Annotated in this window: 13 protein-coding genes; 9 read left to right on the forward strand and 4 right to left on the reverse strand. The window is 71.7% G+C overall.

Going from position 1 to position 19,271, the window contains the following annotated elements; all coding sequences use genetic code 11:
- Positions 1 to 426: 426 nt before the first annotated feature.
- The 3 genes from gdhA (at position 427) to ACIQIB_RS03980 (ending at position 3,529) form a co-directional block, all read left to right on the forward strand.
- Positions 427 to 1,806 (forward strand): NADP-specific glutamate dehydrogenase, encoded by a 1,380-nt coding sequence (gene gdhA / locus ACIQIB_RS03970; protein ID WP_400756511.1) that lies wholly within the window; start codon positions 427 to 429, stop codon positions 1,804 to 1,806.
- A gap of 257 nt (positions 1,807 to 2,063) precedes the next feature.
- Positions 2,064 to 2,936, forward strand: a complete 873-nt coding sequence (locus tag ACIQIB_RS03975) for an AraC family transcriptional regulator (protein WP_363606532.1) — start codon at positions 2,064 to 2,066, stop codon at positions 2,934 to 2,936.
- A gap of 89 nt (positions 2,937 to 3,025) precedes the next feature.
- Positions 3,026 to 3,529, forward strand: a complete 504-nt coding sequence (locus ACIQIB_RS03980; protein ID WP_363606534.1) for a DinB family protein — start codon at positions 3,026 to 3,028, stop codon at positions 3,527 to 3,529.
- A 121-nt stretch (positions 3,530 to 3,650) separates the two neighbouring features.
- Here ACIQIB_RS03980 and ACIQIB_RS03985 read toward each other — a convergent pair whose 3' ends face one another.
- Entirely contained in the window at positions 3,651 to 4,307 is a 657-nt protein-coding gene (locus ACIQIB_RS03985) for a GntR family transcriptional regulator (RefSeq protein WP_400649366.1), read from the reverse strand.
- Between the two features lie 266 nt (positions 4,308 to 4,573).
- Between ACIQIB_RS03985 and ACIQIB_RS03990 the strand changes: the two genes are divergently transcribed.
- Both ACIQIB_RS03990 and ACIQIB_RS03995 read left to right on the forward strand, forming a co-directional pair.
- Positions 4,574 to 5,788: an amidohydrolase family protein gene (locus ACIQIB_RS03990; RefSeq protein WP_400756513.1), complete on the forward strand. Its 1,215-nt coding sequence runs from the start codon at positions 4,574 to 4,576 to the stop codon at positions 5,786 to 5,788.
- Between the two features lie 107 nt (positions 5,789 to 5,895).
- Positions 5,896 to 7,398 (forward strand): APC family permease, encoded by a 1,503-nt coding sequence (locus tag ACIQIB_RS03995; protein ID WP_400649361.1) that lies wholly within the window; start codon positions 5,896 to 5,898, stop codon positions 7,396 to 7,398.
- 45 nt (positions 7,399 to 7,443) lie between these two features.
- Here the strand turns inward: ACIQIB_RS03995 and ACIQIB_RS04000 are convergent, their stop codons facing one another.
- Positions 7,444 to 8,652 (reverse strand): amidohydrolase, encoded by a 1,209-nt coding sequence (locus ACIQIB_RS04000; protein ID WP_400756514.1) that lies wholly within the window; start codon positions 8,650 to 8,652, stop codon positions 7,444 to 7,446.
- A 333-nt stretch (positions 8,653 to 8,985) separates the two neighbouring features.
- Between ACIQIB_RS04000 and ACIQIB_RS04005 the strand changes: the two genes are divergently transcribed.
- The gene (locus tag ACIQIB_RS04005) at positions 8,986 to 9,894 is read left to right on the forward strand and encodes an NADP-dependent oxidoreductase (protein WP_400756516.1); all 909 of its coding nucleotides are present in this window, start codon (positions 8,986 to 8,988) and stop codon (positions 9,892 to 9,894) included.
- 34 nt (positions 9,895 to 9,928) lie between these two features.
- Entirely contained in the window at positions 9,929 to 10,693 is a 765-nt protein-coding gene (locus tag ACIQIB_RS04010; protein ID WP_400756518.1) for a VOC family protein, read from the forward strand.
- On the opposite strand, the gene lnt is transcribed toward ACIQIB_RS04010, so the two are convergent.
- Positions 10,669 to 12,234: an apolipoprotein N-acyltransferase gene (gene lnt / locus ACIQIB_RS04015; RefSeq protein WP_400756520.1), complete on the reverse strand. Its 1,566-nt coding sequence runs from the start codon at positions 12,232 to 12,234 to the stop codon at positions 10,669 to 10,671. The genes ACIQIB_RS04010 and lnt overlap by 25 nt on opposite strands.
- A 418-nt stretch (positions 12,235 to 12,652) precedes the next feature.
- On the opposite strand from lnt, the gene ACIQIB_RS04020 reads away from it, so the two are divergent.
- Complete coding sequence (locus ACIQIB_RS04020; RefSeq protein WP_400649350.1) at positions 12,653 to 13,897, forward strand: phosphatidylserine decarboxylase; 1,245 nt, start codon at positions 12,653 to 12,655, stop codon at positions 13,895 to 13,897.
- Between the two features lie 41 nt (positions 13,898 to 13,938).
- On the forward strand, positions 13,939 to 15,357 hold the full coding sequence (locus tag ACIQIB_RS04025; protein ID WP_400756521.1) for a hypothetical protein: 1,419 nt from the start codon (positions 13,939 to 13,941) through the stop codon (positions 15,355 to 15,357).
- A gap of 243 nt (positions 15,358 to 15,600) precedes the next feature.
- On the opposite strand, the gene cobN is transcribed toward ACIQIB_RS04025, so the two are convergent.
- A complete protein-coding gene (cobN, locus tag ACIQIB_RS04030) occupies positions 15,601 to 19,260 on the reverse strand; it encodes a cobaltochelatase subunit CobN (RefSeq protein WP_400649344.1) in 3,660 nt (1,219 codons plus the stop codon).
- Positions 19,261 to 19,271: the final 11 nt, after the last annotated feature.

The following is a 19,271-nucleotide window of genomic DNA, read 5'->3' on the forward strand; positions in this document are numbered from 1 at the left end:
ACGGCCGCCCGGATGCCCGGACGGATGTTCGGGTCGGAACAATGCGGCCCCGGACACCGCTCCGTCAAACGCACCGGGGGCGCTCCCCCGGGAACCGGCACCCGGGGCGCCCGCCGGCTGTGAGCTTGCTCACGGTCGGGCGGGGTGTGGCGGGGCGAGCGGTCGGTCGAGGGGGCGTGGCGCCGGGGAATGTCCGCTATTCGGAGAGTTGGGCGCGGGCCGCATCGTGGCAGAGCGGTTCCACCATGTGGATGGGGTCGTACATGGGGTGTTAACACTGGGACACTACCCGGATAACAGCGGTCCTGTATGCCGCTTCGGCGCGCAAGGACAGCGCGATGCCCTCAATGGCGAGGGGGACCGCCGGCGTTCCCCGATACGGGACGTCTCGCGCGCGACTGACGACCACGGAAGGTCCTGAATCTGATGCCGGTCACCTCTCGTTCCTCCGCGTCCCACGACGCCGAGAACCGTGTCATCGAGTCCCTCTACGCCGAGGTTCTGCGCCGCAACCAGGGCGAGCTGGAGTTCCACCAGGCTGTCCGGGAGGTCCTGGAGACCCTCGGCCCGGTGCTGGCCAGGCGGCCCGAGTTCGTCGACGCCCGGATCATCGAGCGGATCTGCGAGCCCGAGCGCCAGCTGATCTTCCGGGTGCCGTGGTCGGACGACAAGGGTGGCATCCACGTCAACCGCGGCTTCCGGGTCGAGTTCAGCAGCGTGCTCGGCCCCTACAAGGGCGGCCTGCGCTTCCACCCGTCCGTCAACCTGGGCATCGTCAAGTTCCTCGGCTTCGAGCAGATCTTCAAGAACGCGCTCACCGGGATGCCGATCGGCGGCGGCAAGGGCGGTGCCGACTTCGACCCGAAGGGCCGCTCGGACGCCGAGATCATGCGGTTCTGCCAGTCCTTCATGACCGAGCTCCACCGCCACCTGGGCGAGTACACCGACGTCCCGGCCGGTGACATCGGCGTCGGCGGCCGCGAGATCGGCTACCTCTTCGGCCAGTACAAGCGGATCACCAACCGCTACGAGTCCGGCGTCCTCACCGGCAAGGGCCTCGGCTGGGGCGGCGCGCAGGCCCGCACCGAGGCCACCGGCTACGGCTGCGTGCTCTTCACCGCCGAGATGCTGCGCAGCCGGGGCGAGAGCCTGGAGGGCCAGCGGGTGGTCGTCTCCGGCTCGGGCAACGTCGCCATCTACGCGATCGAGAAGGCGCAGCAGCTCGGCGCGACCGTGGTCACCTGCTCCGACTCCTCCGGCTACGTCGTGGACGAGAAGGGCATCGACCTCGCCCTGCTCAAGGAGGTCAAGGAGGTCCGCCGCGGCCGGATCTCCGAGTACGCCGAACTGCGCGGCGGCCACGTCAAGTTCGTCGCCGGTCCGGGCGTCTGGAGCGTGGCGTGCGACGTCGCGCTGCCCTGTGCCACCCAGAACGAGCTGGACGAGACGGACGCGCTCGCGCTCGTCCGGGGCGGCGTCAAGGCGGTCGCCGAGGGCGCCAACATGCCCACCACCCCGGAGGCCGTCCGGGTCCTCCAGGAGGCGGGCGTGGCCTTCGCGCCGGGCAAGGCGGCCAACGCGGGTGGCGTCGCCACCAGCGCGCTGGAGATGCAGCAGAACGCCTCGCGCGACTCCTGGACCTTCGCCCACACCGAGGAGCGGCTCGCCGAGATCATGCGGCACATCCACGACTCCTGCTTCACCACGGCCGAGCGCTACGGCAGCCCGGGCAACTACGTGGTGGGCGCGAACATCGCGGGCTTCGAGCTGGTCGCGGACGCGATGCTGGCGCAGGGCCTGATCTGATCCTGCGCACCCTTCCGCGGGTCCTCCCGCGGCTCTGCTGACCCGGGCCCCCGGTCGGTCCTTCGTGACCGGCCGGGGGCCCGGGCCGTTCGCCGTTGGCCGCTCGATGCTTGCCGTTCGTCGTTCGTCGGGGGCTGGGCCGGAACGGTGGTGCCGTGCCGTCTGCCGGACCCGACCGGAGCGGGCACAGGATGTCGGGTGCGGCAGGGTGGGTCCTTTCTACGGTGGTGAGCAGTAAGGGAAGGACGGGGGCTGGCATGCTGGAGCAGCTGAACCGGGCCATGGAGCACATCGAGGACCGGCTCGACCAGCCGGTCGAGGTGGCCGAACTGGCGCGGATCGCGATGACGTCGGAGTACCACTTCCGGCGGTTGTTCTCCGCGCTGGCCGGGATGCCGCTGTCGGAGTACGTCCGGCGTCGGCGGCTGACCGTTGCCGGGGCCGAAGTGCTGTCCGGCGAACGGACGTTGCTGGAGGTGGCGGTCCGCTGCGGCTACACCTCGGGGGAGGCGTTCGCCCGGGCGTTCCGGGCGATGCACGGCGTCGGGCCCGGGGAGGCCCGGCGCGGTGGTGCGGCGCTGCGGTCCCAGCCCCGGATGTCCTTCCGACTCGTCGTGGAAGGGAGTAGCAGTATGGAGTACCGCATCGTGGAGAAGCCCGAGTTCCGGGTGGTGGGCAGGCGGACCCGGGTGCCGCTGGTCTGCGAGGGGGTGAACCCGGCCATCGCCGCGTTCATCCAGGGTCTCGACCAGGAGACCGTCGCCCGGATCTCGGCGCTCTCCGGCCCGGAGCCGGAGGGCATCGTCTCGGTCACCGAGCACCTCTCGGAGAGCCGCGAGGAAGGGTCCGAACTCGACTACTACCACGCGGTGGTGGCGTCCTCGGAGGCCGTCGTCCCGGACGACCTGGACGTCCGGGTGGTGCCGGCCGGCAGCTGGGCCGTGTTCACCAGCACCGGCCCGTTCCCGCAGGCCCTGCAGGAGATGTGGCGGGACGTCTACACCCAGTGGTTCCCGTCCAACCCGTACGAGTCCTGCTCGGGACCGGAGATCCTGCGCACCCGCTTCCTGCCGGACGGCGGCGGGGCGCAGGCCCAGCTCTGGGTCCCGGTCGAGCGGGCGGCTCGCTGAACAGCCCTGGGCCGGTGGGAGGTTGGATCTCCCACCGGCCCAGGGTCGGTGGGGGTCCGCCCGGCCCGGGGGCCTGTTAGGGTCCGCGCATGACGAAGCGTGTGCCCTTCCGGGGCGGGGAGAAGGAGAGCCTGTTCACGGCTCTCGACCGGCATCGCGACGCGGTGCTGTGGAAGCTGGAGGGGCTGGACGACGAGCAGTTGCGGCGGCCGGTGACGGCGTCGGGGACGAATCTGCTGGGCCTGGTGAAGCACCTGGGCGGGGTCGAACTCGGCTGGTTCTGCGAGACGTTCGGCCGTGCGACCGGGCCGCTGCCGTTCGACCTGACCGAGGACGAGGAGTCCGATCTCCGGGTGCGGCCGGACGAGTCCACCGCGGACGTGCTGACCTTCTACGCCCGTGCCCGGGCGGCGGCCGATCTCGTCATCGGGGAGCTGGAGTTGGACGACGTCGGCCGGGCCTGGTTCGGGGACGAGGTGTCGCTGCGCTGGGTGCTGATCCACATGACGACGGAGACCGCCCGGCACACGGGCCACATGGACATCCTGCGGGAGCTGATCGACGGGCGGACCGGAGACCACAGCCGGGGGTGACCGGGCCGGGGCGGCCGCCTTCCCCACCGGGCTGTCCGCCCCCTCGACCACGTGTCTGCTCCGGCCGCGCGCCTGTTCCGGCCACGTGCCTGTTTCGGCCGCGGCCGGCTTTCGAGCGCGGTCAGCTTCCGAGCGCGCTGAGCGCGAAGGCCCGGGTGCCCGCGACGTGGCGGCGGGCGAGGTCGGCGGCGGCCTGCGGGTCGCGGGAGCGGATGGCGGCGAGCAACTGCTCGTGCTCGGTGCACATCGGGGTGGTGCTCTCGGGGCCGGAGGTGAGCCGGAAGAGGCGGCGCAGCCGGCCGTCGAGCGGGGCCATCATGTCCTGGAGCAGCGGGTTGCCGGAGAGCTCGACGATCGCCCGGTGGAAGTCGGCGTTGAGGCTCACGGTCTCGCGCAGCCGCCCCGCCTCGGCGGCCTTCCTGGTCCGGGTCAGGATGCGTTCGAGGGACTTGAGGCCCGCCGGGGTGGCGTGCTGGGCGGCCAGTTGGGCGGCGAGGGCCTCCAGGGACTCCCGTACGGCGAAGAAGTGTTCGGCCTCGGCGGGGCCGAACTCGGCGACCACCGCGCCCCGGCGGGCCTGGACGGTGAGGAAGCCCTCCTGCTCCAGCCGCTGCATGGCCTCGCGGACGGGGACGCGGGAGACGTTCATCGTCTCCGCCAGCTCGCGCTCCACGAGCCGTCGGCCGGCCGGGTACTCGCCCTCGATGATCCGTTCGCGGAGCTGGACGTAGACGAGGTCCCGGAGCGACTGGTGGGCGTCGCCGGGGGTGTCGGGCATCGGGGCTCCAGTCGGGTGGGGGACCGCGCGGGCGGTGGGGGCAGTGCAGATCATTTCAGATCCGTTCGCCGGGCCCGGTGCCGGATCTGGTCCGCGGTGTCGGTGCGGTACCGGTGCGGATCCCGTGCCGGGGCCTGCTCGGGATCCGACCCGGGATGCCGGTCGGCAGCCGGCTCCGGCTGGCTCCATCTCGCTTCCGGTCTCGTTTCGGATCCGTTGGCGGACACCTCTTGTTTGGTATTCGGTATACCAGCTAGCGTGCCCGTGTGACCCCCACCTCGCCCCTTCACCCCGCCCTCCTCCTGGACGCCACCCTGCCCGACGGCACCGCGGCCGACGTCCACCTCGCCGACGGCCGGATCGCCGCCCTGACCGCGCCCGCCCGGCGTGCGCCCGAGGCCGCCGGCCGGGGCCTGCGGCTGGACGGCGCGCTGCTGCTGCCCGCCCTGGTGGACGGGCACGCGCACCTGGACAAGACCTTCCTCGGTGCGCCCTGGCAGCCCCATCGTGCCACCGCCGGTCTCCGGACCCAGATCGCCTCCGAGCGGGAGCTGCGCCGCGAGGTCGCGGCGGCCGTGCCCGTCGCCGACCGGGCCGAGGCGCTGGCCCGGCGGATGGCGGCGCTCGGCACCGGGTACGTCCGCTCGCACGTCGACGTGGATCCGGACACCGGGCTCGACCACCTGCACGCCCTGCTGGAGGTGCGCGAGCGCGTCCGGGACGTGATCGGCATCCAGCTCGTCGCCTTCCCGCAGAGCGGGGTGGTGACCGCCCCCGGCGTCGCCGACCTGCTGGACGCGGCACTGCGCGAGGGCGCCGAGCTGATCGGCGGCCTCGACCCGGCCGGTTTCGACGGCGACGTGGACGGCCAGCTCGACATCGTCTTCGGCCTCGCCGAGCGGCACGACGCCGGCGTGGACATCCATCTGCACGACGGTGGCCCGGTCGGTGCCTCCCAGTTGCGTGACATCGCCGACCGGACGGCCACCCTCGGGCTCGGCGGGCGGGTCGCGGTCAGCCACGCGTACGCGCTCGGGAGCGGTCTCGACTCCTCTGAACTCATGCTCACCGTACAGAAGCTGGCGGACGCCGGGGTGGCCGTGATGACCAACGGCCCGAGCCGCTCGATGCCGCCCGTGAAGCTGCTGCACGAGGCCGGCGTCCGGGTCTTCGCCGGCTCCGACAACATCCGTGACGCGTGGTGGCCGTACGGCACCGGGGACATGCTCGAACGCGCCACCGTCATCGGCCTCCAGGGTGAACTGATGACCGATCAGGAGCTATTTCTCGCAGCGGACTTGGTGACGGAGAACGCCGCGGTGGCGCTCGGGCTGGCCGACTACGGGCTCGCCGTCGGCGCCCGTGCCGACCTGGTGGCGATCGCGGCCGGATCCGTCCCCGAGGCCGTCGCGGCGCACCCCGAGCGGCTGCTCGTCCTGCACGGCGGCCGGGTCGTCCTCGACCGCACGCCGCGGACCTGACCTTTCCTTTCTCGCCTTCCCCTCTTCCCCCTTCCATCCGTTGGCCGGGCCCCACCCCGGTCGGCGGACCCCGCACCCCCCGCCCCTGCCGGAAGGACGCCCCCACCGTGAATGTCTCCGCAGAAAGATCCCAGGCCATCGCCCCGCCGGCCGGCCCGCAGTCGGCCCGGCAGTCGGCCTCGCAGTCGCCGCAACGGCTCGCGGGCGGCCTGATCGGCACCACCGACCTGGTCTTCTTCGTGGTCGCCGCCGCCGCGCCGCTCACCGTCCTCGCGGGCATCGCGCCCTTCGCGATCGGCGTCGGCGGTGCCTCTGCCCCCGCCGCCTACCTGATCTCGGGCGTGCTGCTGGTCCTGTTCGCGGCGGGCTTCACCGCGATGAGCCGCTACGTGCGCAACGCGGGCGCCTTCTACGCGTACGTCGCGCGCGGCCTGGGCCGGACGTTCGGCGTCGTCACCGCCTATGTGGCGGTGGTCTGTTACAACCTGATCACCCCGGGCGTGGCCGCCGCCTTCGGCTACTTCGCCGCCGGGCACATCGAACAGCGCACCGGCGCGCACGTGCCGTGGTGGCTGCTCTCGGGCGGCTGCGTCGTGGTGGTCGGCGTGCTGGGCTGGCTGAAGGTGACGCTCAGCGCCAAGGTGCTCGGCGTCGCGCTGGTCCTGGAGGTGCTGGCGCTGCTGGTGATGGAGGGCGGGGTGCTCGCCGACCGGGGCACGGCCGCGCTCGACCCGGTCTCCTTCGACCCCTCGCTGCTCACCCAGGGCGGGGTCGCCGGGATGTTCGTGCTGGTCATCGGCGCCTTCACCGGCTTCGAGGCGACGGCGATCTACGCCGAGGAGGTGCGTGACCCGCGCCGGACGGTGCCCCGGGCGACGTTCATCGCGATCGGCTTCCTCGCCGTCTTCTACGCCCTCGGCACCTGGATCGTGATGGGCGCCTACGGGACGGACCAGGCCGTGGCGGCGGCCCGCGCCGCCGAGGGGCCGGACCTCACCTTCACCGCGGCCGAGCGCTTCGTCGGTGTCTGGCTCTCGGACTCGATGCACGTCCTGATCGTGGTCTCCGCCTTCGCCTCCGCGCTCGCCTTCCACAACGCGGCCGCCCGCTACCTGTACGCGCTCGGACGGGAGGGGCTGCTGCCGCGCCGGCTCGGGCGGGTGTCGGGCAGGTTCGGCTCGCCCGGTGCGGCGGTCGTGGTGCAGAGCTCGTTCAACGCGCTGGTGGTGCTGCTGGGCGCGGTGCTGGCGGCGGATCCGTATCTGGTGGTGCTGATGTGGTCCAACAGCATCGGTGTGCTCGGCATCATGGCGATGCAGGCACTGGCGGCGGTCGCCGTGTGGGCGTTCTTCCGGCGCGACCGGCGCGGGATGTCGGCGCTGCGGGTGGTCTGGGCGCCGCTGCTGGCGGCGGCCGGGCTGGCCGTGCTCACCGTCCTCGCCGTCTTCAACTTCGGTCTGCTGACCGGGGCTTCGGACTTGGTGAACGCGCTGCTGCTGGTGCCGCTGCCGTTGGTCGCGCTGGCCGGGTTCGCGGTGGCGCGGCACATCCGGCGGACCGATCCGGAGCGGTTCGCGCGGTTGACCGAGGTCGATGTCGAGCGTGGCTGACCCGGTGCGGTCCCCCTCCGCGCGGAGGGGGACCGCCGTCCGGTCTCAGCCCTCGAAGCGGCCGTCCCGGGCGACCACCCGTCCGGCGCGGACGACGAGTTCGCGCCTCGGCAGGTCCACCACCACCTGTGGCAGGCACTCGCCGTCGACCAGCATGAAGTCGGCCGGGGAGCCCGGCGTCAGGTCGGCGGCCGGCAGTCCGAGCAACTCGGCGCCCCCGGCGGCGGCGAGGGCGAAGCAGTCGGCCAGCTCCGCGTCCGTGCGGGCGTCGGTGGTCCAGCCGAGCAGATGCGCGCGGTGCAGCATGTCGGCGTTGCCGAACGGGCTCCAGGAGTCCCGCACGCCGTCCGAGCCTAGGCCCACCTTGACCCCGTGGGCCGCCAACTCCCGGAACGGCAGCACCTGGTGGGTGGAGGGCGCGACGGTGGTCAGGCCGATGCCGGCATCGGCCAGCAGCTCGGCCAGCTCACTGAGCGCGCCGCCGGACAACTCCGGCACGCAGAACGCGTGGCTCACCACGACCCGGCCGCCCAGCCCGGCCGCCTTCGTCCGGGCGGCGATGTCACGCAGCGGGGCGAGGCCCCGGTCGCCGGTGTCGTGCAGGTGGACGTCCAGCTGGAGTCCGTGCTTCTCGGCGAGGCCGAAGACCTGGTCGAGCTGGGCCGGGCCTTCGCCGTCCTCGCCGACCCCGTCGAACCCGGCCGGGTCGATCCCGCCCACCGCGTCGATCAGCCCGCTCGCCGCCGCCTCGGCGAGCAGCGCCCCCGCCCCCGGCGTCCGCCGCACCCCGTGCTGCGGGAACGCCACCACCTGCACGTCCAGCGCCGGGCCCAGCCGCTCCCGTGCGGCGGCCAGCCCCGTCACGCCCGCCAGTCCGTACGCGGGCGCCACATCCACGTGCGCCCGCACCGCGCGCGTCCCCTGGGCCACCGCGTGCGCGAGCAGCCGGCCCGCGCGCTCGGTGAGCGGCGTTCGCTGGTGCTCGTACAGCTCCACATCGCCCCGTACGTACTCCGGCAGCCCGCCGGCCGGGCGCCGGCTGTACCAGGGCTCGCCCCACGCGGTCTTGTCCGGGTGGATGTGGGCGTCCACCAGCGTCGGCAGCGCGATCCGTCCGCGCCCCTCCACCACCTCCACCCGGGAGCCCTCCGGCACCGCGGCGACCAGCAGGCCGTCGACGGCGACCAGGTCGGCGACGGCGGCCGCGCCGAAGGGGCGGACGTCGCGGAAGACGGTAACGGTGGGTAGGGTCATGATTTCTCCTGGTTTGGGGTGTTTTGCGGTCGGCACCAATCAACCCGACGGCGAGGTGATTCGTCAACTCCCTTTTGCAATAGGGGAGATGGTGGTCGGCCCGGTCGCGCCCGGCCGGTGGGTGGCCGGGAGAGCCGGTCGGCGGTCGGGCGACAAGTGACAACTAACAGATGACAGATAACGGATAACAGAATCTGAAATCTGTCATCCGTTATCTGTTCCCCGTTCCCCGCAGGCGCCCCCGTTCGGCGCAGCAGCGGCGGGCCGAGAGCTGCGGGCGGCCGCATGCTGGGGCGGGGAAGGGGGCCGGCAAGCTGAGGAACGGGATCAACGATGGTCAAGGCGTTGGGGTTCGTCGACTACGGCGGGCCGGAGAATCAGGAGTTCCTGGACCGACCGGTGCTGGAGCCCGGACCGGGCCAGTTGGGAATCACCGTGCGGGCGGCCGGGGTGAACCCGGTGGACTGGAAGATCCGCACCGGACGGCTGGGGAAGAACCGTACGCTCCCGGCCGTGCTGGGGCAGGAGGCGGCGGGGGTGGTGGAGCGGGTCGGTCCAGGGGTGGAGGGCTTCACCCCGGGAGACGAGGTGTTCGGTCTCGCGGCCGCCGGCGGCTACGCGGAGCAGACCCTGCTGCTCGCCGCGATGAGCGCGCTGCGGCCGCTCGGGGCCGGGTTCGATCAGGTGGCGGCACTGCCGGTGGCGGCCGCGACCGGGGACGACGGAGTGCGGGACGTCGGGCTCGGTTCCGGCCGGACGTTGCTGATCCTCGGCATCGCGGGCGGCGTCGGCAGCGCCGCCGCGCAGATCGCCCGCAGCCGGGGCCTGCGGGTGATCGGCACGGCGAGCGACACCAACCGGGAGTACGTGGAGTCACTGGGCGCGGTGCAGGTGCGGTACGGCGACGGGGTGGCCGAGCGGATCAGGGCCGCGGCGCCGGACGGCGTGGACGGCATCCTCGACCTGGTCGGCGGAGACGATCTGCGGGCCGCCGCCGAGACGCTGGCCGACCGCGCCAAGCTGGTCAGCACCGTGGACCCGGACACCGTCGCCGAGCTGGGCGGGCGGTACATCACCCGCTCCACCACCTCGGAGACTCTCGCCGCGCTGGCCGCCCTGGTGGCCACCGGAGAACTGGACCCGCACATCACCGGGCGGTACCCGCTGAACCGCGCCGCCGAGGCACTGGCGCTGGTGGAGTCCGGGCACGCGCGCGGCAAGCTCGTCCTGGACATCGGATGAGGCCCCGGACCCCGGCCGAGGAGGAGAGCGGACGATGAAGATCAACGAGGTGACCGTCGGCGGTCCCTGCTGGGTGGAGCACGCCAGCGCCGACCCGGGCGCCGCCAAGCGGTTCTACGGCGAGCTGTTCGCCTGGCGGGCCGAGGCCGGCGAAAGCCACGGGACGGACGGCTACACCTTTATGACGCTGGACGGCGCGACCATCGCCGCCGTGACCCCGCTGGAGGGGGAGGGGCAGCCGACGGCCTGGACGGTCTCCTTCGCCGTCACCGACGCGGACGCCTCCGCCGCCAAGGTGGCCGCGGCCGGCGGGAGCGTCCTCGCCGGACCGGCGGACGTGTCGGACCTCGGGCGGTTCGTCGTGGCCGCCGATCCCTCCGGCGCGGTCTTCGCGCTCTGGCAGGCGCGCGGCCTGCCGGGCGTCGGCCTGCTCAACGCCCCCGGCGCGCTGGGCTGGGTCGAACTGCTCACCAGGGACACCGCGGGCGCGACCGCTTTCTACCCGGCCGTGTTCGGCTGGACGGTCAACCCGTCCGACACCTACACCCAGTGGGGCCTGGCCGGCCTGGACTTCGGCGGGATGATGGCGATGGACGAGAACTTCCCGCCGCAACTGCCGCCGTACTGGCTGCCCTACTTCGCGGTCGCGGACGTCGACGGGACGGCCTTCCGGGCCGGCAGCCTCGGCGCCGATGTGCTGATGCCGCCGACCTCGGTGCCGGACGGCCCGCGGATCGCGGTCCTGCGAGACCCGGTGGGTGCGGTGTTCGGCGTCTACCCGGCAGGCACCGAGGGCTGACCACCCGCGCCGCCCGTACCGTCCGTATCACCCGCGCCGCCCGCACGGCCTGCCCGGTCTGCTCGGTCCGGGCGGTTCGCCCGGCGCGCCCGGTCGCGCCAGAGGGCGACCACCGAACCCGCCGTCACCAGCAGCGCCGCGGCCGGCACCACGTCGCCGACCCGGTCGTACCAGGTCAGCGTGGTGGGCGCGGTCAGCGGCAGCCGCACCGTCAGCGCGCCGGTGCGGTCGGTGCCGAGCCGGGCCAGCTCGCGCCCCTGGGCGTCGAAGGCCGCCGAGACACCGGTGAGCGCGGCCTGGACGGCCGGGCGCCCGGTCTCGGCGGCCCGGATCGCGGCCAGCGAGACATGCTGTTCGGGCGCCCAGGTGTGCTGGAAGGTCGAGGTCGACGACTGGTAGACCAGCACCCGTGCGCCGTCCCGGGCGGCCGTCCGGGACATGTCGGGGAAGGCCGACTCGAAACAGATCAGCGCGCCGACCGGCAGTGGGCCGCCGCCTCGGTCGGTGGCCGGCAGCAGACGGAAGGCGGTGCCGGGCGCCCGGTTCTCCCCCGCCGCCCGGCTGACACCGGCGATCCAGCCGAGCACCGGCCGCAGCGGGATGTACTCGCCGAACGGGACCAGCCGGATCTTGCGGTAGCGGTCCACGATGCCGGTCGGCGAGACCAGGACGGCGTCCTTGGAGATCCGTCCGTCGGCCTTGCGGGCGTCCTCGCCGGCCAGGATCCCGACGCCGGTGTCGGCGGCGAGTCGGCGGAGCCGGGCCAGTGCGGCGGGGTCCCGGTCCAGGTCGGCGGTGGTGCTGCTCTCGCCCCAGACGATCAGGTCGACGGGTCGCCCGCCCAGGGCGGCGGTGGCCTCGGCACTGGCCTCGAACCGGGCCTGCGGATCGTCGACGATGCCGGGCTGGACGAGTGCGACCGTCACCGCCCCGGCACGGGCGGGCGCCGTGCGCAGCGCGAACAGCAGCGGCCCGGCCGCCAGTACCACGACGGTGGCCAGGGCGGCGAGGGCGCGCGGTCGCCACCCGGTGGCCGTCAGGACGATCAGCACCCCGGTGTTGACGGCCACGACGGCGGCGCTGACCAGCCAGATCCCGCCGGCCGAGGCCAGCGCGAGGACGGTCGGGTGCTGCCACTGGGTGGCACCGAGCAGTGCCCACGGGCCGCCGAGCGCGTGCCAGGACCGCGCGTACTCGGTGGTCAGCCAGACCGCCGGGACGACCACCAGTGCGAGCATCGCCCGACGGGCGGTCAGCGGCGGGTGCAGCAGCCGGTGGACGGCCAGGCCCACCCCGGCCTGCAGGGTGCCGAACAGCACCGCGAGCACTGGCAGCGCCGGTCCGACGGACGGGATCAGCCAGTACATCGTGGTGAGGATGAACCCGGCCCCGAACCACCACCCGCGCACCGCGGCCTCCCGAGCCCCGGGCGCCCGCTGCATCAGCAGCAGCCCGGGCACCAGCGCGACCCAGGCCAGCGAGGCCAGTCCGGGGGCCGGAAACGCCAGCACCGGCACCGCCCCGGCCGCGAGCGCCGCCACCCGGGCCGGGTACCGCCGCCCCCGGCCCGAACGGTCCGAACGGCCCGCCGTGTCAGGCCTGCTGGGGACGGGCCTGCTGGGGACGGGCCCGGCAAGGGCGGGACGACTGGCGGCGGGGCGGCGCGACATGTCCCGCATTGTCCACTTCGGAGCCGATCGCTGCCAGATGTCGGTCCACGGCGACACGCGTAGGCCCAGCCCGCTACCACGAGGAATGAAAGGGCGAAAGGGGCGAATCGGCAAGATCGTAAGCTGATCCGGAAAGCAGATGAATTGAGGTCAGTCTAGGTGTCCCGCCATGCGGATGATTGTTTCGGGCGAACGGGGTAACCGCAGTCAAATTCGTGTACGGATTGGGAAGTGAAAGCGCGAGGTGCAGCCGCACGGGGGATTCGCTCGCCACGGAAGGAAGCGGTACGTGAGCCCGAAAATCGACCCCTACTCCAAGACCGTCGAGGACTTTCTCAAGAACGTCAGAAAGCGCTACGACGACGAAGCGGATTATTTCAAGGCCGATTTCGAAGCGGCGATCGAGGGCGTTCAGCCGCGTCCGGATGGCACGTCGGACGACGTCTGGAAAGACTGGGCGGACGCGAATGTCGACACCCTGTGCGACTTCTTCCAGGAGTGGTACGACTGGGGGCTGAAGCAGTACTTCCAGGACGGGCTGAACTATATCGAGAAGTTCAGCTGGATCAATTACAATAATTGCGCCGGAATGTATTTCGTGACCGAAGGGTCGGGGCGCGAGATGCTGGCCGACTTTACGCATCTACAAGGCATGCAGATGGATGACCCGTCATCGAAGAGCCTCGTTGACAAGTGGAAGGAGGACCTCGGTCCGAAGGTCATGGCCAACTACAAGGAAGGAGACTGGTCGACCTTCAATAAGTTCTTCATCAGGGAACTGGCGCCTGGTGTGCGGCCGATCGACGGCGAGGACGACCCCAGTGTGGTGGTTGCCCCGACCGACTGTGTCATCAACATGATTGTTGATGAGCTGACGGAGTCGACGCGGATCCCGTGCAAGGGGGTGACCATGAACGTCCGGCAGCTGCTCGACGGCTCCGAGTACGCGACGTACTTCACCCGCGGCAGGCCGGCGAACCCGGGCGGCGGCACGGCCGTGTCGTGCATCCTGATGCCCGACACCTACCACTGGTATCACGCCCCGGTGAGCGGCCAGGTGGTGGAGGCCCGCGATGACATCGGCGGCGACTACTACGGGATGCGGGACTTCCCGGAACTGCTCAACAAGGGAAACGTCGGATACGGGTACGACTACAGCATGTTCGATTACTTCCGCCGTGGGTACGTCATCATCAAAACGCCGTATTTTGATCACAAGGGGAATCCGGACGGTGATGGCTATGTCGCCCTGGTGCCCGTAGGCCTCAACTCGATCGGCTCCGTGAAGTTCCTCGACAAGTTCAGGGACATCACAAAGGAGTCGACTCCGGTAGAGGTGCAAAAGGGCAATCAGATCGGCTACTTCCAGTACGGCGGGTCGTTGAACATCCTGCTGTTCGAGAAGGGGCGGTTCCCCGCACTGCAACTGCTCATGGGGCAGCGCATCGGGGTCCTGGAGGAATCGAGGCGGACCGAGCGTCTCTTCGAAAACTTCCGCCGCACTCGGCCGCGGCGTGTTCCGCCGACTTCCTGACCCTGATTCCGAACGGAAGGTGAACCATGTCTCGCAGCCCCGTGTACAAGATCCCCGCCAACGTCTCCAGCACGCAGACGATCCACTTCTACCCAGACCCCGAAAATCCCGATGATGCCGACGTCCAGAAGAAGGTCCGCTCCTACGCCGGATATGCGGACGTCGACGGCCCGGGCGCAGCGCAGAGTCATTTGTTCTACTGGTTCTTCGAAAGCCAGACCTGCGACCCCAACCTCGACCCCAAGGACCAGCAGGACCTGATCGAAAAAACGCCGCTGCTGATCTGGCTCAACGGCGGGCCCGGCGCCTCCTCCTTGGCGGGACTGTTCATTGAGAACGGGCCGCTGCGCATCGGTGACGACGCCGCCGGGACAGTGTCGGTGAGCCCCGACACCTGGAACCAGGAAGCGCACGTCGTCTTCTGGGACCAGCCCATCGGCGCGGGATACAGCTACTGTGACGACCCGAAGAAGTATGTCGAGGACGAGGAAACCCTCAGCCAGATGTTCTGGCAGGCCCTGCAGGAGTTCTTCACAACGTACCCGGAGTACGTGAAGTGCCCCCTGTATGTCTGCGGTGAGAGCTACGCGGGCAAGTACGTGCCGGCGATCGCCCTGAAGATCGACGAACAGAACAACAAGCAGGCCGGAAAACACATCGAACTGAAAGGGATCGCCGTAGGCAACGGATGGATCAAGCCGGAACTGTCGATCCGCATCATGATCGACTACGCCTACGTGTCCGGATTCATCGGCAAGAACCAGAAGAAGATCCTGGACGACCACTACGCCACATTCCAGAGCGTCCTCGAGGACGGCGAGAAGACCAAGGACGCCAAAAAGCTGAAGCAGGCCACCGACCTCGGCAACGGCCTGGTGAACGCGGCCCTGGCCTACGGGGTCAACTTCGACGTCTACGACGTACGGCGCTGGGACGACCTGTCCATGGGAGCGCTGCACCCCTACCTCGACAGCGCAGAGGTCCAGAAAGCCCTGCACGTCAACAGGAAATGGCTGTGCCAGGACAATGCCGGCCCGGTGGCCACGGCGCTGAAGTGCGACAACATGGCCGACGCCTCCCCCTTGTACGCCAAGCTCATCGGCAAGGGCTACAAGACCCTCCTCTACACCGGGAACTTCGACACCGCCTGCGGATATCAGAGCACCGAGGAGATCCTGGACGGCATCCTGACGCCGCCCGACGACTGGCGCAAGGCCAAGCGGCTGATCTGGAAGCAGGCACAGGGGAACCCGAAGGGGTTCGTCCGTACCCTCAAAAACGTGACGCAGGTCTCTCTGCCCGACTCCGGACACGAAGTGCCAGCCTACCAGCCGCAGATCTGCCGGGAAATGCTCTACACCTGGCTCTCCGACCTTCCCTTCCACGGCCAGAACCCCGAGAGCGTGGCCCAGGACATCCTTGACCGGGCCCAGAAGGACGCCGACAACGAAACGGGATGAGCAACACCTGGGCGCAGCCGGGGGCCACGAGAACCGGCGCCGGTCCACCAGGGAATGAAGGCGTGCGGTCCGTGTTCGTGAGCCGGATCACCGGCGGATCCTGACTCGATATCAGCACCGTCCGCGGAGATGGCCGGCCCCTCGCAGTCGAATCACGAGGGGCCGGCCATCAACGTACGGGCCGGGCCCAGAGCCCGGGAGCCACGCGGTCAGGCCTCACCGAGGCGGGTCACCGGACGCCCGTCAGCCCTCGTCGCCGCCCTCCAGGTCGCCCTCGGTCTCCAGGAACGCGGCCTGGAGCTGCTCGATCAGCGCCGGGTCGGGCTGCTCCCAGAGGCCGCGGCTGGCCGCCTCCAGCAGACGCTCGCTGATGCCGTGCAGGGCCCAGGGGTTGGCGCCGGCCAGGAACTCGCGGTTGACCGGGTCCAGGACGTACTCCTGGGTCAGCTTCTCGTACATCCAGTCGGCGACCACGCCGGTGGTGGCGTCGTAGCCGAACAGGTAGTCCACCGTCGCGGCCATCTCGAAGGCGCCCTTGTAGCCGTGGCGGCGCATCGCCTCCATCCAGCGCGGGTTGACCACCCGGGCGCGGAAGACCCGGGCGGCCTCCTCGGTCAGGGTGCGGGTGCGGACCGTCTCCGGGCGGGTCGAGTCGCCGATGTAGGCGGTCGGGGCCTTGCCGGTGAGCGCGCGGACGGTGGCGACCATGCCGCCGTGGTACTGGAAGTAGTCGTCCGAGTCGGCGATGTCGTGCTCGCGGGTGTCGGTGTTCTTCGCGGCGACGGTGATCCGCTTGTACGCGGTCTCCATCTCCTCGCGCGCCGGGCGCCCGTCCAGCCCGCGCCCGTACGCGTAGCCGCCCCAGACCGTGTACACCTCGGCGAGGTCGGCGTCGGTGCGCCAGTCGCGGCTGTCGATCAGCTGGAGCAGGCCCGCGCCGTACGTGCCCGGGCGGGAGCCGAAGACGCGGACGGTGGCCTTGCGCTCGTCTCCGTGCACGGCGAGGTCGGCCTGGACGTGGGCACGGACGTAGTTGTCCACGTCCGGCTCCTCCTGGGCGGCGGCGAGACGCACCGCGTCGTCCAGCAGGGCGACCACGTGCGGGAAGGCGTCCCGGAAGAAGCCGGAGATGCGCAGGGTGACGTCGATGCGCGGGCGGCCCAGCTCCTCCAGGGAGATCGCCTCCAGGCCGGTGACCCGGCGCGAGGCGTCGTCCCAGACCGGGCGGACGCCGAGCAGCGCGAAGGCCTCGGCGATGTCGTCGCCGGCGGTGCGCATCGCGCTGGTGCCCCAGAGCGAGAGCCCGACCGAGGGCGGGCAGGCGCCGTCGTTGTCGGCCCGGTACCGCTCGACCAGCGAGGCGGCGAGCGCCTGTCCGGTCTCCCAGGCGAGCTTGCTCGGCACGGCCTTGGGGTCGACGGAGTAGAAGTTGCGCCCGGTCGGCAGCACGTTGACCAGACCGCGCAGCGGCGAGCCGGACGGTCCGGCCGGGACGAAACCGCCGCCGAGCGCGTGCAGGACGGCGTCCAGCTCGTCGGTGGTGGCGGCCAGGCGCGGTACGACCTGGGTGGCGGCGAAGGCGAGCACCTCGTGCACGGCCTCCGGCAGCCCGGCGGCGACCTTCTCGACCGCCTCGGGCGACCAGTCCTCGGCCTCCATCGCCTCGACCAGGGCGCGGGCCTGCGCCTCGGCCGCGTCGGTGGCGCCGAGGGTGAGCGCGGCCTCGTCCAGGCCGAGCGCCTCACGCAGGCCGGGCAGCGCGCTGACCCCGCCCCAGATCTGCCGGGCACGCAGGATGGCGAGCACGATGTTGACCCGGTCGGTGCCGGCCGGGGCCTGGCCGAGGACGTGCAGGCCGTCGCGGATCTGGGCGTCCTTGATCTCGCAGAGCCAGCCGTCGACGTGCAGCAGGAAGTCGTCGAAGCCGTCGTCCTCGGGGCGCTCGTCCAGCCCGAGGTCGTGGTCGAGCTTGGCGGCCTGGATCAGGGTCCAGATCTGCGCGCGGATGGCGGGCAGCTTGGCCGGGTCCATCGCGGCGATGTTGGAGTGCTCGTCCAGCAGCTGCTCCAGCCGCGCGATGTCGCCGTAGGAGTCGGCGCGGGCCATCGGCGGGACGAGGTGGTCGACCAGGGTGGCGTGGGCGCGGCGCTTGGCCTGGGTGCCCTCGCCCGGGTCGTTGACCAGGAACGGGTAGACGAGGGGCAGGTCGCCGAGGACGGCGTCCGGGCCGCACTCGGCCGACAGCGCGGCGGTCTTGCCGGGCAGCCACTCCAGGTTGCCGTGCTTGCCGAGGTGGATCACCGCGTCGGCGCCGAAGCCGCCGTCCGCCTGGGCGGCCGCGATCCAGCGGTAGGCGGCCAGGTAGTGGTGCGACGGCGGGAGGTCCGGGTCGTGGTAGATCGCGACCGGGTTCTCGCCGAAACCGCGCGGTGGCTGGATCAGGACCAGCAGGTTGCCGGAGCGGATGGCGGCGAGCACGATGTCGCCGTCCGGATTCTGCGAGCGGTCGACGTACAGCTCGCCGGGGGCCGGGCCCCAGTGCTCCTCGACGGTGTCGCGCAGGCCCTGGGGGAGCGTGGCGTACCAGCGGCGGTAGTCGGCGGCGGGGATCCGGACCGGGTTGCGGGCCAGCTGCTCCTCGGTGAGCCAGTCCTGGTCGTAGCCGCCGGCCGCGATCAGGGCGTGGATCAGGGCGTCACCCTCGTGGAGCGCTGCCTGTCCGGTCGTCTCCGAGCCGGCTCGGGCCGGGACGTCATCGGCGTCGGTGTCCAGGCCCGGCAGGTCGTGGCCGAGGTCCATGCCCTCCGCGCGGAGCCGGTGCAGCAGCCGGATCGCACTGGCCGGGGTGTCCAGGCCGACCGCGTTGCCGACCCGGGCGTGCTTGGTCGGGTAGGCGGAGAGGACCAGCGCGAGCCGGCGCTCGGCGGCCGGGATGTGCCGCAGCCGGGCGTGCTTGACCGCCGTCCCGGCGACCCTGGCGGCGCGCTCGGGGTCGGCGGCATAGACGGTGAGGCCGTCCTCGTCCAGCTCCTTGAAGGAGAACGGGACGGTGATCAGCCGGCCGTCGAACTCGGGCACGGCGATCTGGGTGGCGGTGTCCAGCGGGGAGAGGCCGTCGTCGCTGGCCTCCCACTGTGCCCGCGACCAGGTCAGGCAGAGCGCCTGCAGGATCGGCCGGTCCAGCGCCGCCAGCGCGCCCGCGTCCCAGGCCTCCTCGTCGCCGCCGGCCTGCGCGTCGGCCGGGCGGGTGCCGCCGGCGGCCAGCACGGTGGTGACGAGGACGTCGGCCGTGCCGAGCGCGGCCAGCAGCTCGGGCTCGGCGCCGCGCAGCGAGGCGCAGTAGTAGGCCTTCGCCTGCGCACCCTGGTCCTCGATGGCCCGGCAGAGGGTCTCGACGAACGCGGTGTTGCCGCTCATGTGGTGGGCGCGGTAGTAGAGCACGGCGACGGTCGGGCCCTCGCTCGTCCGGGCCTCGCGCTCCAGCGGGCCCCAGGCCGGGGCGGAGGCGGGCGGCGCGAAGCCGTGACCGGTGAGCAGCACGGTGTCGGAGAGGAACGCGCCCAGCTCGGCCAGGTTGGCCGCGCCACCGTGGGCGAGGTAGGCGTGCGCCTCGGCGGCGATGCCGGCCGGGACGGTGGACAGCTCCATCAGCTGGGCGTCGGGCGCCTGCTCGCCGGTCAGCACGACGACCGGGCGGGGGCCGGCGAGCAGTGCGTCCAGGCCCTCCTGCCAGGCGCGCCGGCCGCCGAGCAGGCGGACCACGACCAGGTCGGTGCCCTCCAGCAGGGCGGGCAGCTCCTCGGCGGAGAGCCGGGCCGGGTTGCCGAGGCGGTAGCGGACCGGGCCCTCGGAGGCGCGGGCACTGAGCAGGTCGGTGTCGGACGTCGACAGCAGCAGGATCATGCGAAGGCCCT

Source organism: Kitasatospora sp. NPDC092286, from assembly GCF_044755565.1.
Classification (GTDB): domain Bacteria; phylum Actinomycetota; class Actinomycetes; order Streptomycetales; family Streptomycetaceae; genus Kitasatospora.